The organism is Blautia sp. AF34-10 (genome assembly GCF_003477865.1).
Lineage (GTDB): Bacteria > Bacillota > Clostridia > Lachnospirales > Lachnospiraceae > Fusicatenibacter > Fusicatenibacter saccharivorans.
Map to the genome: position 1 here is coordinate 1 of NZ_QUED01000028.1, position 17,262 is coordinate 17,262.

9 protein-coding genes and 1 pseudogene are annotated in these 17,262 nt (G+C 39.6%); 1 reads left to right on the forward strand and 9 read right to left on the reverse strand.

Translation table 11 applies throughout. The annotated features are described in order from the left end of the window. From DWZ60_RS14550 to DWZ60_RS18410, 6 genes are all read right to left on the reverse strand, one after another. Positions 1–389, reverse strand: a 389-nt coding sequence (locus DWZ60_RS14550; RefSeq protein ID WP_147397757.1) for a hypothetical protein, incomplete at its 3' end; no start/stop codon positions are given. A 21-nt stretch (positions 390–410) separates the two neighbouring features. Then, positions 411–1,172 (reverse strand): HD-GYP domain-containing protein, encoded by a 762-nt coding sequence (locus tag DWZ60_RS18395; protein ID WP_243038347.1) that lies wholly within the window; start codon positions 1,170–1,172, stop codon positions 411–413. Continuing rightward, complete coding sequence (locus tag DWZ60_RS18400; protein ID WP_243038348.1) at positions 1,148–1,798, reverse strand: RrF2 family transcriptional regulator; 651 nt, start codon at positions 1,796–1,798, stop codon at positions 1,148–1,150. Before DWZ60_RS18400 ends, DWZ60_RS18395 begins: the two co-directional genes overlap by 25 nt. A 338-nt stretch (positions 1,799–2,136) precedes the next feature. Continuing rightward, positions 2,137–3,795, reverse strand: coding sequence for a PucR family transcriptional regulator (locus DWZ60_RS14560; protein ID WP_119221942.1), 1,659 nt, complete (start codon positions 3,793–3,795; stop codon positions 2,137–2,139). A 298-nt stretch (positions 3,796–4,093) separates the two neighbouring features. Next, positions 4,094–4,450, reverse strand: coding sequence for a tyrosine-type recombinase/integrase (locus tag DWZ60_RS18405; protein WP_243038349.1), 357 nt, complete (start codon positions 4,448–4,450; stop codon positions 4,094–4,096). Continuing rightward, a complete protein-coding gene (locus DWZ60_RS18410) occupies positions 4,396–4,968 on the reverse strand; it encodes a tyrosine-type recombinase/integrase (protein WP_243038350.1) in 573 nt (190 codons plus the stop codon). Before DWZ60_RS18410 ends, DWZ60_RS18405 begins: the two co-directional genes overlap by 55 nt. A 217-nt stretch (positions 4,969–5,185) precedes the next feature. Here DWZ60_RS18410 and DWZ60_RS14570 point away from each other — a divergent pair, with 217 nt between their 5' ends. Beyond that, positions 5,186–5,521: a helix-turn-helix domain-containing protein gene (locus tag DWZ60_RS14570; RefSeq protein WP_118225508.1), complete on the forward strand. Its 336-nt coding sequence runs from the start codon at positions 5,186–5,188 to the stop codon at positions 5,519–5,521. Between the two features lie 65 nt (positions 5,522–5,586). Here DWZ60_RS14570 and DWZ60_RS14575 read toward each other — a convergent pair whose 3' ends face one another. The 3 genes and pseudogenes from DWZ60_RS14575 to DWZ60_RS14585 all read right to left on the reverse strand — a co-directional run bounded on the left by DWZ60_RS14575 (position 5,587) and on the right by DWZ60_RS14585 (position 17,256). After that, positions 5,587–8,337, reverse strand: coding sequence for a YodL domain-containing protein (locus tag DWZ60_RS14575; protein WP_119221944.1), 2,751 nt, complete (start codon positions 8,335–8,337; stop codon positions 5,587–5,589). A gap of 80 nt (positions 8,338–8,417) precedes the next feature. Further along, positions 8,418–16,100, reverse strand: coding sequence for a DEAD/DEAH box helicase family protein (locus tag DWZ60_RS14580; protein ID WP_119221946.1), 7,683 nt, complete (start codon positions 16,098–16,100; stop codon positions 8,418–8,420). Between the two features lie 68 nt (positions 16,101–16,168). Continuing rightward, a pseudogene (locus tag DWZ60_RS14585) lies at positions 16,169–17,256 on the reverse strand (DUF5688 family protein). Positions 17,257–17,262: the final 6 nt, after the last annotated feature.

A 17,262-nucleotide genomic window follows, 5' to 3' on the forward strand; every position in this document is an offset into this window, starting at 1 on the left:
TAGATACATATTTTTCCATCTTCATAATCTGGATTTGCTTCTTCCAAAGTATCTGAGGTGTTTTCATCCTCGATAATTGTTTCTTCTCCATCTGTAAATCCTTGATCTTCAGAATTACCAAATTTCTCTGTTACTTCAGTACTAATATCTGTATTTTGCTCTGATTCTCCTTCAAAAGAATCAGGAATATCACTTTCCGTGATATCAGATATTTCAGATGTATCACTGCCGAAACCATCCTGTTCCGATATATCTGTAATTTCACTATTGGTCTGCACATTCATTCTTTCTGAATCTTCAGCATTCGCAACTACGACTTGCGAAGATAATAATGTAACGCACAGAACAACTGCTGTAATTCGTCTTAAAACACTCAATTTCTTGTTCACAAAATCGCCTCAAATCTTCTGTCATGCTTGACTTTTTGTTACTTTTAACCACTCTGGCTGCTTTGCTGCCTCCTGAAAGCATTGCATCAGCTGATTTGAAAACGCTCCACATTCACCATTTGAAATCATCTGGATTGCCTCTTCCGGTTCATATTTCCTTTTGTATGGACGATCATTGATCAATGCATCGTAAGCATCCACAATCCCAACGACCTGTGCACACATTGGAATTGCATTCCCTTTCAAACCGTCCGGATATCCTGAACCATCATATCTTTCATGGTGATGTCTGCATATTTCATAGCTATACTGGTTCAGCTTTTCCGTTGTTATCCCTTCTGGGAATCTCTGGGTCATCGCTGCACCTACTAATGGATGTTGCTTTACTACATTCATTTCTTCATCCGTCAATTTTCCATTTTTATTTAAAATTTCAATTGGTACTTTTATCTTTCCAATATCATGAATCGGTGCCAAATGCGCTACTGACGCAATTTCTTCATCCGTAATCCCGTATTCTGGATATTTTTTCTGCAATTGAAGATATACCTGTTTCGTATAGAAACTGATGTCATCTTGGTACCCTACTTCAACTAAATGATTATGATTCAATACAGTAGTTAAAAGTGATACCATATCCCAATACTGCTTTGTCATATCTTGTTCTTTTTTTATGAGTTCTCGTTCCATCTTTATAACTGTGTTCTGGACAATTTTCTCATTATGTAAGGTAATAATTGCAGTATTCTCATTTGCATCTATATATTTTTTGCTTCCATCCAAACATATGCATTCTTATCTTTTCCAGTAATTCTGCGATACGGAAGATCTTTTTCCTCACATCCATCAACTAGTCTTTCTTCTAATCCTTCACTTGATAAGAAGTCATGAACCATTTTTTTGTCAGAAGCATACACGTATCTTTCTACATATTGGCTTATGAACTCTTCATAGCTTTCTGTTTTTCTTACTTTCTCGTACACTTCACGGATATGTGAATACACACACTCGTAGCTTTTTTCCTTTAAGTTCAGTTTTAATACAACATAAAATCGTCCAAAATATTCATCTTCTCCAGGGCGAATAACGTCTGAAACCTTTACACTCTCTAATTTATTATTGTATGTATTCTGCAAACTCAACAATATTTTATGTATCTTGCAGGTATCTTCTAAATTTCTGGAACAAAATCGATCTTCTTCCAAACAACGATTAATTGCCATTGTTTCCTCTACGCACGATATAATATCCATTAAAGAAATGTTCTCCGGTTGTTTTGCCAGCATATAGCCACCATTTGTACCTTCACAGGCAGTGACTATTTTTGCATTTTTCAGTTTTTTCGCTATTTTAGGAACATAATTAGCAGAAACATTTAGCTTCCGTGATAATTCTGATGTAGATACCATCGTTCCTGTGCTGCTAAGTAACACACAATTCTAATTGCGTAATCTGTTGAATTTTTTAGTTGCATCGTTATCCCTCTAATCTAAACCCTGCAAGGTCTTAGTTTGTATCAAAAAAATACTATCCTCTGTAGCAGTGATTCTTTTCCTGAAATATTTTCTCATCAGTTTCCCAATTATACAGATTGAAACCGGTTAATATAATGTACAATCAATGAAAATATTTATCCGTTTTTTTGTAAAATCTGTTCCATTGTATCGATATTCTCCATTAATATCTTTTTATGAACTTCGTTCAAAAAAAAAGAAACCATGCCTCAACACGATTTCTCTTTCTTTTTCTATTCTATTTCTTTTAACATTTTATAAATAATCAGACCATTACTGACTGCCAGCACTTCATTTGCATTGTCAAAATTAATTCCAGAAATTTGTTTTATTTTTTCAAGTCTGTAAGATATCGTTCTATAATGAACAAACATTGCACCTGCAGTTTTCTTGATGCTTTGGTTATTTCTAAGATACATCTGCAAGGTTGTAATCAATTCTCCCTTATGTTCATCATCATATAAATATAATTTCTTTAATGTTTCCGGAATGCATCTTTCCAATTCCGTCATATCATCAACTTTGCCGAATATCTGGAAAAATCCGAGGTTCGAATAATGTACTACTGACTTATTCTTATCACCAGTCACCAGGCGGATAATCTCAATATACTTGATAGCCTGACTTGCTTCGTAATAAGATTCTTTCAATCGTTGATACCCTTCCACACTTTTTCCTATACCAATCTGAAAGTCTGTATCTTTCTTTCTATAAAGGATGCTTCGCTGGATAACCTCCTCTATTTCTTCCATCTCTTTCTGATATTCCAGTTCTGTCTGATTGGAATCTACCTGTTGAATCATAACAATCTGATCCATATTTCTGTAAATAAGCGCATCCGGCAAAAGATGCATCAATTCACCCTCGATAACACCTACTTCGTGAAGCTGTTCTTTTGTATATTTTCTTTGTACATTTTTTGTGATGGTATGAAAATCAACAACCCTGTAAGTATCGCTTTCTTTCATTCCGAGCTGTGCTGCCGCTTCAGTCATTTCTTTCGAACTCAGTAATCCATTCAGAATATTATGGATAATATCTCTCTGATACTTCTTTTTCACTTCATCCTGTGCAAATTCACTCAAAAATCCATACTGCAAGTTAATAATCGCATTTTCGATTGCCATATAATCAAGTTCTATCAGTTCTCTATTTTCTTCTGTTATTGTTATATATATTTCCACCTCATTCAATATGGCAAATTTCACTACATATTGAACACGGCTTCCCTTCATCTGCTTCATATATTGAAATTTCGTAATAATATTGGGTTTATATGGCTGAATTTCATCTGACAATATTAACTTGGAGTTGTCCAAGTTTGTTGAAACCATACAATTAAGATTACCATAATACAATACAACAGGATTCTCGATCATGATGCTTAAAAATTTGATAATATCACTTGCTGTATTGCTTGATCCATTATTTTTTAAAATAAACGTATTAAAATTATCATGTGTAATTTTAAAATACTTTAAGCGTGCAGTGTCTTTATCGAATACCTGCATCATAACATGACGGATAATTCCCCAGTAATATAAATCTCCTGGAATTTCTACCAGAGGAATTTCATATTTTTTGCAGTGTTTTTCTAATAAACTCAATCTGCGTCCTGTAGGATCATATTCTTTTCTTTTCTTTACAATGAATCCACTTATATCACTTTTAACTAAATCTTCAAAATGCTGCTCTACTTCTCGATCACTGCATGATAAATATACCTGAAGACTGGTTATGAGTATTTCACCACCCGTCAGGTATCGCTCCATATCTTCAATTTCGATTATTCGAATGCCTTTCACTTCCAAATCTAGACCTTTTTCACCGCAAAGCAGCTTCATTTTTGGAAATTGTTCTGATTCAAGTAATTTTCTTACAGTATATCCCATCGTTACTCCTTATCCATTGCCAAATCAATACAACATAATATCTGTTATGTTGTACAGTGCCTCTATTAACCTGTTCTACCCTATTTCTGCAAGTCATTCATTTCCTCTAAAAGATAACTTTAAGCAATAAAAATAATAAAGATTATAGCCAATTTACCAAGAGCGGTACTTAAATAGGGCACAGCTACCAAAAAATCAGAAAGGAACTATGTAATATGAACAGCATAACAGATAGCAGGGTGTTATTTAACATTATATCGTACGAAACTTAATCTGTCCATAAACAACATAACAGATATTATGTTGTACATTCCAATATTTCCTGTTCGACAATCTTATCCAGCTTCTTTTGGAACACTGTTTCTGTAGTTGCTGTATATATTCTCGTTACATTGATACTGCTATGTCCAAGTAAATCAGCAAGACCTGTAATATCTTTTGTCACTTTATAATAAATTCTTGCAAATAGATGTCGAAAATTATGCGGGAATATTTTTGATTCTGCTACTCCTGCCTTTTCTTTTAATCGTTTCATTTCTCTCCAAATATTACTTCTGTCTTTTAACTTCCCATTTTTCGTGACAAATATCCAACCTTCTGCTATTTGGTTATTATGGCAATAGGAAAGAAGTTTCCTTTGCAATACCTTCGGCAAAAAAATCCTTCTATACTTCCTTTATTATAAATCTCTATCTTTCCAGATTTTACACGCTCCACTGTAAAAAATTTTATTTCGCTAATCCGAATTCCTGTACATGCTATTGTTTCAATACACAATGCAAGCTGTTCTTTTCCTTCTGCCATAGCTGTTGCAATCAATTTCCTGCATTCTTTTTCTGTCAATTCTTTCTGATCCTGTAAAAAAGGCTGCTTCTGCACTTTTATTCTTTTCACTTTCAGCTTTCCTACATTCAAAAATTCCAGGAACTGATTCAAGGCGGCAAGCATTGAATTAACACTATTGACAGCATATTTTTGAGCAAGCCATTCTTTATATTGCAACAATACTTTTTTATTGATCCGCTTATCATCTGCCAAAAAAGATAAAAACTTTTTTATATCTGCCATATATTTATTGATTGTTGCTTTTGCATTTTCTTTCTGGTATAGATAATCTGCAAATTTTTCTATCTCACTTTCTGATAGCTCTATTGAAAAATCCATCTGTTCCATAATCATAGTCCTCCTGAGAATTCATTTTCTTTCATTATAGCTGTTCGCTTTTTCGTATTCCCATACACTACTTTTTCTACTTGTTATGTATCCACGGTTTTTCAATATTTATCTCCAATTATATATCGTATTGTTGATTTTAGTCAACGGTAGGCGATTATTTTTATCATCGATTGTGGATATAATTTAACAATACGAGAGGAGATGTTTTATACTAATGTCGGATAGCGAATTATGTTTACAGGAAATTGGAAAAAGAATTATGGATCGTCGAAAAAAGCTGGGACTCACTCAAGAAGCACTTGCAGAAAAAGGTGATGTCACTACCCAGTTTGTTTCTTATGCGGAATCAGGAAAACGGGCAATGAGACCTGAAAATCTGTTAAAAATCTCCTCTGCTTTAGAAGTAAGTGCCGACTATTTGCTCACTGGTGAAATTATTGATAAGGATCTGTTGATTCTCTCAGATAAGCTCCGCAAGCTCACACCATCACAGGTACGCACAGTTGAAGCTATTATAGACGAATGTAACAATCTATTTAATCAAAAATAACTCTTCTCTCACGTCAAAAAAGGAATGAAAGCTACCAAAACAGTAACTTCCATTCCTTTTTTCAATTATCTCACACCATAATCAGCTCCTCTCTCAGGCTTATCTTTTCCCTGTTTTTCTTGAATAATCTTCTTATTGATTTCAAGCCGTTCATGAATGGATAATTTCTTATCTTTTCCATCTACCGTCTGCTTCTGCTGCGCCGTTTTTCTATCTGTCTTTCCTGCATCCTTAACCACTGCATTCGCTTCGGTACTTGTTACTCGCTCATCTACTCTTCCTTCATTTCTTTCCGCTATCTGCTGTTCTCGTCTCTCCTTCACACCTTGTTCTTCCAGGTTGCGAAAGCTCTGCAGATACGGAAGCACATGGTTCTGCATATCTGTCAGATCTTCCATATACTTTTGGAACTCTTCACTTCCTTTGCCTTTCTGGTAATTGATCCAATACTCATCTGTAAGCTTCATTTCATTATCATACTTTAACTGACTCACAATACCGCCATGTCCATTTCCAATATCCATTGATTTCTTGAAATGATGCAGCATCTGTTCACCTTTTTCCGCATAATATACCGTCACATATATCTTTGCGATTTTTTTAGGTTCCTCTGTCTTCGGATCACGTTTTGCATACCATTCTTTATCCATTTCTGCTGTTTTTGCATCTAACTCGGATAACTTCTGACATCTTGGATTCATGAGATTACTCTCTTCACAGAAGTTTACATACACCATTGGTTCCATATCTTTGGGAAGTTCCGGTTCATAAGCTTTCAGTCTTTCAATCAATACACCTGCACGCACAGACTGGTCACATTCTTCGTCTACAATATCCTTCAGATACGAAATATAGGAATGAATATTTCCACTTCGCAAATCCAGCATCACTTCCTGTACCGTATTTTCTCCTATCTCCACATTATCTCGATACTCATACGGATCAAATGCTTCTGCAATCTCATCCAGTGCCTCTGCCAGCTGTTCTGTAGTCATCTTCTCTGGATACATTGCTTCTCGAACATCCCGCATCGGTACGTACTTATAGTCCGGCAATGCTTCATGAATTTTCTCAATCCCTTCCCGTACCAGTGCAAGTTCTCCATAAAATCGAACATCGTCCATCAGATTTCCAAGTACTGTATTTCCTTTTACGATTGCAAATTCAGCATCATCGTAGTAACTGTCTTCCGGATCACGATAGATAATCCCCATACTGCATACTCGATAGGCATTTTCAGGATTTTCCCTATATTTTTCATAGACTGCAGCTATCTGATTAACATCGGTACTTTTTTCATAAGCTCCCATATCATGGAACTCATCGCATTCTGCCGCAAAGTATTCCAGATACGGTTCTTTCTTCGGTGGCATATTATTGAGGACATTATCAATCATGTTATAATTTGCCTCTTCCAGTTCTTCTACCTTTGCCAATGGCTTATATTCTCCCTGGCTTTTCTGAATCTCTGCCATTACAACCTCATCCATTTCTTCCACTTTTTCCATCAACTGATCATAATCCCCACGGATGCGTTCTCCAGTCCAGCCTTCGTCTTCCAGAAGTTCCTCTGCCGCTTCTTCAATAGAAATTTCACCATTTTCATAGACGCCACCATCCATCAGGCGGAAATCTTCATCGTAAAAGGAATAATCATATCCTTCTTCTGTTCTCTGAATAGCAAAGTAACGTTCTGCTACCTCATATGCCAGTTCACTAAGAACCTGTTCTTCCAGATTCAGGAAAGAATCTAGCTGTTCAAAACTGATACTGTCTACAAAATGAGCTGTTACTTTTTCCCCATCATTCAAAACTACGATATCACTGACAGACAGGGAATGCCCACGGAAGTCTTTCGGTCTGTCAATGTTGAACCTTTCAAAAATATCATCCAGTGACGTATTTCCCAGTAATTCTCCAACATAGACCAGCTTATAATCTTCTTTTTTTATCTGCATACCATGACTTTCAATAAAACTCATATTCATAAATGCATAGTTTTCACCCGGTGAATCATCCTTGATCTGATAAATGCCAAAGGTTCGCCTTGTTCCTAACAACAGGTTTGCCTCTTTCAAAGACTGAATCTGCGGATATTTGTGCATTTTCCATTCCAGGTTACGAAAACGCTCCCGTTCTGCCATGGACATCTGATAATGCTCCGGTCCTCGTTCGATTTCCTTGCGTTCCGTGACATAGACCGGTGATGAAAAATTAGTAATCAGATAGATATCTGCTCCGGCATCGTATAATTTCAATGCTTCTTCCTGGTCAATGACACTCATAGGCTCCTGAAATGCTCCCACATCTTCATCGGCATAATCCAGATCCTGATCCCTTATCCGTTCCCACATCTGTAATTCCATGCCAAACAGACCTTCATGCGTCTGTATCATTTCTTTACTTGCATACTCTCCTTTGCCACCATCACTGTCCAGGCAATAAATCTTAGAACCCATTCTGTGATAATCCAAGGCTGCTTCTTTTCTGAGCGGTACCATATCCTCTGCTGTATATCCATAGTCACGTAATTCCAGCTTGCCTATGGTTGGATCTGGTAAGTCCTGAATATCCATTTTTGCATCATCCAGAAGTTCCTCTACTTTATCTTCATCTGCCTGATTGATTGCATCTGTCAGATTTCTTACCAACGTCCTTACTTTCTCTTCCTCGCCAATCAGATTTGCATATTCAAAAATCTGTTCTTTTACATCCGCTGGAATCTCTATTCCCATGTGTTCTGCACGGTCTATCTGTTCCTGCGTATATTCCCGCATTTTCTGCGTTTCTTTGCCTGTTATCATAATTCTCGCCATTCAAATTCCTCCTGTGTTCAAAAAAATGGCATAACCGGCAGAGCCTTCTTCTACCAAATTATGCCATCTTTCCTGTTTACTTATTCCAAACCGAAGTCCCGTTTTCTGGTTTCCTTGCCAGTTTCACTTTCCCGTTGACTCTTTTCTTTATAAATCTGCAGTTTCTCATGGATAGAACCTCTTGCCGGTCTTTCTTCTTTCTCTTTTGATTCCGACTGCTCTGTTTCTGTATCTTCCCGCTCATCCATATTGAGAAGTGCATTTAATTCTGACAACCGCTCCAGTTTTTGGTTCAACTCCTCTTCTTTTGGAAATGGCTTCCCGACTTCCTCTTTGGCATTTGTCATCTGCTCCTGTACCGTTTCCAGCCGTTGTTCTGCTTCTGCCAGTTTTTCCGGATAACTTTCTAAAAGATTATTGATACGAGTGATATTTCCCAGAGCATCGGCTCCCAACCGAACTTTAGCTACCGATTCATGCTTTACAGACAGGATAAACTCTTTGCTCCAGCTGTCGAATTGGATTCTCATGTTAAATCCCTGATAGCTTCCAATGTCCATAGCTGCATCTACAGACTTAATGTCTTTGCAGACCGCCAGAAGTGCCGCACCTGCCTCTTTCTTTTCTGTGAACACTTTGCCACTGATTTCCATAGAAAACTGCTCTGGATCTGTAATTTTATGCTCAGAAAAATGAGCGATATCTGCCTTGTAGCTGGCAATAATCTCCGTCAGTTTTGCAATCTGTTGCGGAAAATTCCTTGCAATGTCATCTTCCAGGCGGTACTGGTTATTCATGTGATTAGCTTTTAAAAGCTTTAATTTTGCCACATCCACATCTAATGCCATCTTCTCTTTTACTGCCGGATTTCCGGTTGCAAGTGCTTTGACCTCTGCATAGGACAGCGCCGCTTCGTCCACATCTTCACAACTTCTGACCGGTGCTTTGCTCGTCATAATCTGGGAAATGAATTTCTGCTTGTTCTCGATCAACTGCCACATATAACTGTCGAAAGTGGATTCTGTTACATACCGGAAGATATGAACCTTTTTATTATGGTTTCCCTGACGGATAATACGTCCTTCCCTCTGTTCCAAGTCAGACGGTTTCCAGCCAATATCCAGATGATGCAGGGCAATCAAACGATCCTGCACATTGGTTCCTGCACCCATCTTTGCTGTTGAACCAATCAAAAAACGAACCTGCCCGGATTTCACTTTTCCAAACAGCTCCGTCTTCTTTGCTTCTGTATTTGCATCATGAATAAAAGCAATCTCTTTTTCCGGTACACCTTTCTCCATCAGTTTTTGCTTCAAGTCATCATAAACATTGAAACTGCCATCACCTTTTGGTGTGCTCAAATCACAGAAAATCAACTGTGCGGATTTCTGTGCTGCTGTGTCTTTCCATATTTCATAGCTTTTCTCTGCACAAACTGATATTTTACTTTCTGGATTATCTGGCAATAATTCATTCACCAAACGCTGGTCCAATGCTAACTTTCTTCCGTCATTGGTGATTTTTAGCATATTATCGACCGAGGCATCTACCCCTCCGTTTCTGACAACTTCTGCACGTTCTCCCAGACTTTCTACGATTTCTTTCTGCTGTTCCGTTGGTTTCAACACCACTGTTTCATATTCCGCTTCCGGCACTGGAAGCTTTAATTGATCGGAAGTCTTGATATCTGCAATCTCCTTAAACATATTCATCAGTTCCGGGATATTATAGAATCGAGCAAACCTGGATTTTGCACGATACCCTGTCCCTTCCGGTGCAAGTTCGATGCTCGTGACAACTTCTCCAAAAGTGGAAGCCCAAGAATCAAACAATCCAAGTCCCATATTCTGCAGTTTGCTGTTCTGCAGATACCGCTGCATAACATATAATTCCGTCATGCTGTTGCTGATCGGTGTGCCCGTAGCAAAGGTAATGCCTTTTCCTCTGGTAATCTCATCCAGATACTGACATTTATTGAACATATCTGCCGACTTCTGTGCTTCGTTCTGTGCAATCCCGGCTACATTTCTCATTTTTGTATAAAGAAACGCATTTTTATAGCTGTGTGCTTCATCTACATACAAGTGATCCACGCCCAGTTCTTCAAACGTAACTACCTGATCTTTTTTCTCTTTCTGATTCAGTTTTTCCAGCCTTGTCTGCAGTGTCTTTCTGGTCTTTTCAATCTGTTTGACGGTATAACGTCCGCCATCCTGTTCATACCTTGCACTCTGAATTGCCATTTCCAAATCATCAATCTGCTTCCGTAACATGGCTTCCTGACGTTCATCAGAGATTGGAATACGCTCAAACTGGGAATGTCCAATGATAATAGCATCATAATTTCCCATAGCGATTCTGGCACAGAACTTCTTTCGATTTGCCGGTTCAAAATCTTTCTTCGTTGCCACCAGAATATTGGCACCCGGATATAACTGCAGGAATTCTGCACCCCACTGCTCCGTCAAATGGTTTGGAACGACAAAGAGGTTTTTCTGAGATAATCCCAGGCGTTTGCTCTCCATTGCCGCCGCTACCATTTCGTAGGTCTTTCCAGCTCCTACTACATGAGCAAGAAGCACATTCTCTCCATAAAGCTGATGTGCGACAGCGTTTTTCTGATGTGGGCGAAGTTCAATTTCCGGATTCATTCCTGGGAAAGTCAAATGACTGCCATCGTATTCACGGGGACGGATGCTGTTAAATCGTTCATTGTACACTTTTACCAGCCTCTCTCGTCTCTGCTGGTCTTTAAAAATCCAGTCCTTAAATGCTGCTTTCATGGCATCCTGCTTCTGTGATGCCAGCATAGTTTCTTTCTTATTAAGGACACGGATCTCATCACCATTTTCATTGACACTCTTATCATAGATGCGTACATCTTTCAGGTTCAGGGTATCTTCCAGAATCTTATAGGCATTTGCTCTCTCAGTTCCATACGTTGCATAGGCAAACGCATTTTGGGGACTGTCGGCATTCTTTCCTGTAATCCTCCACTCACCATTTACCTCAGAGAATTTCACCTGTATTTCTTTCTGAAGCAGATACCATGGTGTATGCAATGTTTCTTGCATAAAATCCTGATAATCCGAAGGTTCAATCCAGGTAGCTCCAATACGCACTTCAATCTCCGATGCTTCCAGATCTCTCGGCTGAACTGCCTCTAGTGCACGCACATTCGATGTGAATTCCGGATGATTCTCTGCAAAAGTTCTCGCAGTATTTAATTTATCCCTAACATTTCCGGAGAGATATTCATCTCCGCTTTCCCACTGGTCTGTCAGTGGATTTTTGAAGATAACTCCAACCAGCTCTTCTGTAATTTTCTCTTCGGTCTTTCCGGTCAGCTGTGCCATATATGGGAGATCTACTTTCGCCCTTTCATTTAAAGACAGAGCAAGTGCTTCTGTGGCTGTCTCCACACTTGTCACAGCAACCGCCTTTTTGATGGTTCGTTTGGTGAACATGTCCGCTTTCCGCTTCAATGTTCCATCTTCATTCAAGTCTTCCAGGGAACACAGCAGACAATAAGAAGAGTCATCAGAAAATGCCCGTTTATTAGCATTACTTCCAATAACTCCATACTTTGCTGTGTAGGTATCATACACCTGATTCAGTTTTTCCTGCTGTTTTTGGATTTCTTCGTCTGTGACAAATTCTTCCATCTGCATGGCGATCAGCTCACGAACGGTATCACGGATTGCAACCATGCCTTTTACACGTTCTGCAGTGGCTGCAGGCATTTTCACCTGATTCATCAAAGAATTGACACGGTAATATACCTGATCATCTACCACCGTATAGCTGTAATTTCGGACATTTGGATCTGCCGGAATACTCTCTGGCATCTCATCCAGTTCTGTCTCCACATCTACTGCCGGTACCATGCTTCCCTTGATGTGTTTTACAGCTTCTTGTAACTGTAATTCCAGAACAGCTCCTTCTATTGGAGCACAGGTTGTTTCCATACCATACGGACCGGACACTTCTTTCATCTCACCAAGAATCATTTCCGGATGATCGACAAAATACTTGTTAATGGTAATCCCATTTGCATCACTCTCCAAATTCACCCAGTCTGGCATCTCTTTTGTGAAACTCTCACGCTTCTGGAAAAACAAAATATCAGCACTGACTTCTGTTCCTGCATTTGCCTTAAAAGCTGTGTTCGGCAGTCGGATTGCCCCCAGCAAGTCTGCACGCTCTGCCAAATATTTCCGGACTTCCGGTGATGCCTTGTCCATAGTTCCCTTTGTTGTGATCAACGCAGCTACACCACCTGGACGTAACTGATCTATAGTCTTGGCAAGAAAGTAATCATGAATCATAAAATTGTAGCGGTCATACTGACGGTCATTGACCTTATATGCACCGAATGGCACATTTCCGATTGCCACGTCAAAGAAATCATTGGGATAATCCGTCTTCTCAAAGCCTTTGATCTGGATATTGGCATCTGGATAGAGAAGTTTAGCAATTCTACCACTGATGCTGTCCAGTTCCACACCATAGAGTTTGGACTGGTTTAGATTCTCCGGAAGCATTCCAAAGAAGTTACCAACTCCCATAGACGGCTCCAGAATATTTCCTTTTGTAAATCCCAGATTCTCCAACACCTGATACATACTTTCAATCACAATCGGCTGTGTATAATGAGCATTTAAGGTGGAAGCTCTGGCTGCAGCATATTCCTCTGGTGTAAGAACCGTCTTTAATTCCAAATATTCTGTCTCCCATGCAGCTTTTGTCTCATCAAATGCATCTGCAAGACCTCCCCAGCCAACGTACCTGGATAAGATTTCCTGTTCTTCCGGTGTTGCATTGCGATTCTCATCCTCACATTTCTTTAACAACTGGATAGCCATGATATTGGCACGGAACTTTTCTTTTGCTGTACCCTGTCCAAGCTCATCATCTGTGATGCGGAAGTTCGTTGCTGGAATCGTTTCTGATATTCCGTTAATCTCTTCCAAAGATTCTTTTTCTTCCGATACCTCAACTTCTCCAGATAATTCTTTTTCTTTTTTATCATAATCTGTCCACACACGTTGAGAAATAGCAGTAAAATACGAGGACTCTTCCTCCATAATTTCTTCCCTGATTTCCCGTAATTCATCTAAAGTATCCGCATTTACAGTTTTGTTGTGATAATGATAATAAAGTACTTCTTGTCCGAGTTTTACATCCAGACGTTCCAATTCTTGTGTTGACATTAGATTCCAAATATCATCTTTTTCCGTATGAATCGTGAAACCTTCTCCATCATCATGATATTCTAATGTGTATTGAAGTCGATTCGCTTCTCCCTTAACTTTGCAATCAAAATCGTGGATTTTTGTTCTGGTACCAGACATATATTCTGAATCAACTAATCGCAAATCAGTTATATCTTCCGCTGTCAAAGTATCCTGCTCCAGCTGTTCTCCTAACATCTGCTGTGCTTCTTCCAAATCTGCCAGTCTTTGTGCTTCCTGTCGTTCTTCGTACTTTTCCATTTCTTCCGGTGACAAATAATCATCTGTGCGGATTAACTGGCGAACACGTTCTGCAACCTTGTTCCACTTTAATAAAACTTCTACCTCTGGACTGCCAATTTTCCCTTTTGCAAGTTTTAATCCTTTTGCATCATGGGATGCGTCGGAAGCATCTGCTCCTGGTATTCCGGGTGAGGAACCACCTGTTCCATACTCATTTTTCAGGAACTCAGCTGCATCTTTCATATCATGATGTTCCATGAAATACTCATAGATTCGGTTACGTCCTCCTGCAGTAATGCCGCCTCTTCTTAACACTGCGTCAATTTCATCCTGTGTGATAAAGGATAGTGCCGGACGTTCGACCGTAAATTTCTGGTCTACCCAGGAACGCTCCCTCTGAAGATCCTGAAAGCGTTGGAAATATTCCGGATTATGCTGAATCTCCCAGCGGTGATAATCTCCCGGATTCTCATCCATATATTTCTGCAGCCATTCAAAACGATAGACAATCGCATCTGCTTCCTCTTGATCTGTCCATGCTCCACTCACTACATCCTGCCAGTCTGAATATGATTGTTTCTTTTCCCAGTTTCTGCAAGTATCCCGAAAATGAAGTGCAAGAAGATCTGTCATTTCTTCCTGCTCCTGTTCAATGGCATTATTGGAAATCAAATTATCCACGTAATTTCCATCCTCATACATATCCCGAATTCTGTTCGCTGCTTCTTCCCACGTAACCATGCGGTCAAAGTTTCTTCTGGCAGAGTCCCCTCGCCGGATACGGATACCATCATTGTCATACCAGATACTGATTTTCTGACCATCTATGGTAAATCCTTTGCCACCAGTTCCATATTCATCTTTCAGAAAACTCCGCATTTCTTCATTATCCAGACCTTCAATCAGTCTTGCTGTAATATGAAACAGTGTATTTTTCTGTCCGCTTCCCGTGCGGAGAATATCATTTACCACTTCATCGGAAATAAGAAAAGCGGCTGGCTGTTCCAATGCAGCTGCCGCTTTCCTTATTTCTCCTAACTGTTCCTCTTCTGTTGGGAACAGACTTAACTGTAAATAATCTCCTGAATCACCAGCTCCTCTGCCTGTGCCTTGATCTGGTTCATGTGTCTGGTCCATGCCATCCCGTCTGCCATTTTGTCCGGTGCCGGATCTTTCTCCAGAAGTTCGTTCATCAGGTCGTCTACTCTCTGTCTTGCCTGGCTGTCGATCTCCATCAGATGACTGTCCAGACGGTTCTGCAGTGTCAGAATGTTGAACCTGGCTACCTTGTGATTTCTCAGATACTCTTTCCGCATCATTCCGTACTTGCCGATGGTTCCTCTCGTCTCTTCCAGGCTGATATCTGGAATCTGATACTCTCCGTTCTGGCTGTAACTGATCTCTCTCATAGTCTGTTTCCTCCTTTTTTTCTTCTCTATCTTCTGTGTTATCTGTATTGCTTTCACGAATTAACGTGTTAAATTCATTATAAGCTACTTCTTTTTCTTTTGCAACCGTTTTCAGGTCATTTTCCAGATCATTCAGAACATATCGTCCAATCTGCATCAGAACTGGTCTGCTGATCTCGTTGACTGCACTTCCCAGATGTCCTAATACTTTCAGCTGATTAAAGTCCGTAATATGCCGAAAATCCTCTGCATCCAGATATTCCTGTACATCCAGTCCACACCTGTTTAGTAATACATACCAGACACTATTGGTCATCAGTTCCCGGAATTCTACTTCCTGATTCTGTTCGTCCAGTTCTTCCAAAAATGTCCCTGTCACATCCAGTCTCAGTTCTTCCAATGCATCTGGAAGCCATTCCTGCATACTCTCCTTCGCTGCCTGATGCAGACTTTCAGCAAGTCCTCCTTCTGTATCTTCCAGTGATAACTGCTCCTGCAGATAATCTGCCACCAGATGTTCTCCTTCTACTGGAAGATTCCATAACTGAGGATCCTTTCCAAGATTCCGCACTTTATAAGTGTCCTGCACATCAAATACATACCGAAGTTTTGTTTTCGGTCCGGAAGTATTGTCAATCAAGGCAATCCCCTTAGATCCCTTTTTGATCCATCGGTACATCTTCTGATTCCAGATTTCCATGGATGCTACGGCAGTTGCTTCCGGTCGCTGTGCATAAATTAAAAGCTGTTCTGGAAAAGTGTATTTGTACAGTCTGGATGCAGTGTTTAGGAACCGCATCCATTCCTGCGGACTGACAGCTACATCTTTTGCCACCTCTTCCGTCAGCTGTTCCATTGCATATAATTTATTTGCCATGTGCTACTCCTTTTCATAAAATCAGGGACTGCATAGCACAGTCCCCTTAAAATCATCGTTGCTTCTCTTTATAATGCTGTGGCAAGATCTTTTGACTTATTCTTCGGCACTTTCTCTGCTTCTTTTGCCTTGATCTCTGCCTTGGCTTTCTCCAGCTTTCCGTGGATTCCACCTTTTACTTCTGCTTTTTCAGCTGCTTTTTCTTTTTCCAGACGTGCTTCCCTGCGTTCAGCATTTTCCATGACTGCGGTCTTTTTATCACAGAACTGAACCTTATCAGAAAGCTGTTCCTGTCTTTCCACCTGTGTCTCATTGACTTCCTGTACCATCGCATTTAATTCCGGGACCTGAAAAATTCCGTTATCAGGGAGAATCAACACTTCATGAACGGAAGATGGGATGACAAAGTAATCACTTCCCAGGCATTCCCCAATCTGTTTACGAATATCTTCCTGCAGTAACAGGGAAGCTCCATTCATCTTAGCTTTGTTTGTCAGACAAAACATTGGGTTTTCCATGGCTTCCATATCCATTTTTTCATTCAGCAGGTTTTCTGGTTCTTCACCAAAAATCATAGATTTGATAATCTCATTCATATCCATAAGTGTGACACCACGTTTTCGGTCTGCCACCATCGCATCCGCTTGAATCTGTTCGGCAGATACTCCCCACTCGTTCATCAGAGAAACAGTTACCGGAATACTGCTGATCCCTTCTCCATTTTCCTCCAGATTTACTGCATAATAAGCTGCAAAATCTCCGTGTTCTGTGACTACTTTATCTGCAAGAAGATCGGTATTCCATTCCTTATCACAAATTCTCATCTGTAATTTGTCCTTCATCTTTTCATAATCCAGAATATCTGGAACTCCCATATCAAAAAATTCTGCTTTACCCTGTGCCTCAATACGCATATCAGCCACATCGCCAACACAAGAGTCTACATCTTTTCCATGGATATATCCTGGTAGAGGGAATCCAGATAGACTGTCGGTACGATTCTCTGATCTCCATTCGGAATCGTAATACCTGTCAGCTTCAAACCATTGTTTTTTTCTACTTCCTGAAGTTTAATTTCTGCGTCCTTATAAGACTCTGGCAGATACTCCTTTACATTGTTTTTGACATATTCATAAAATTCTTTTCTGTTCATCATACGCTT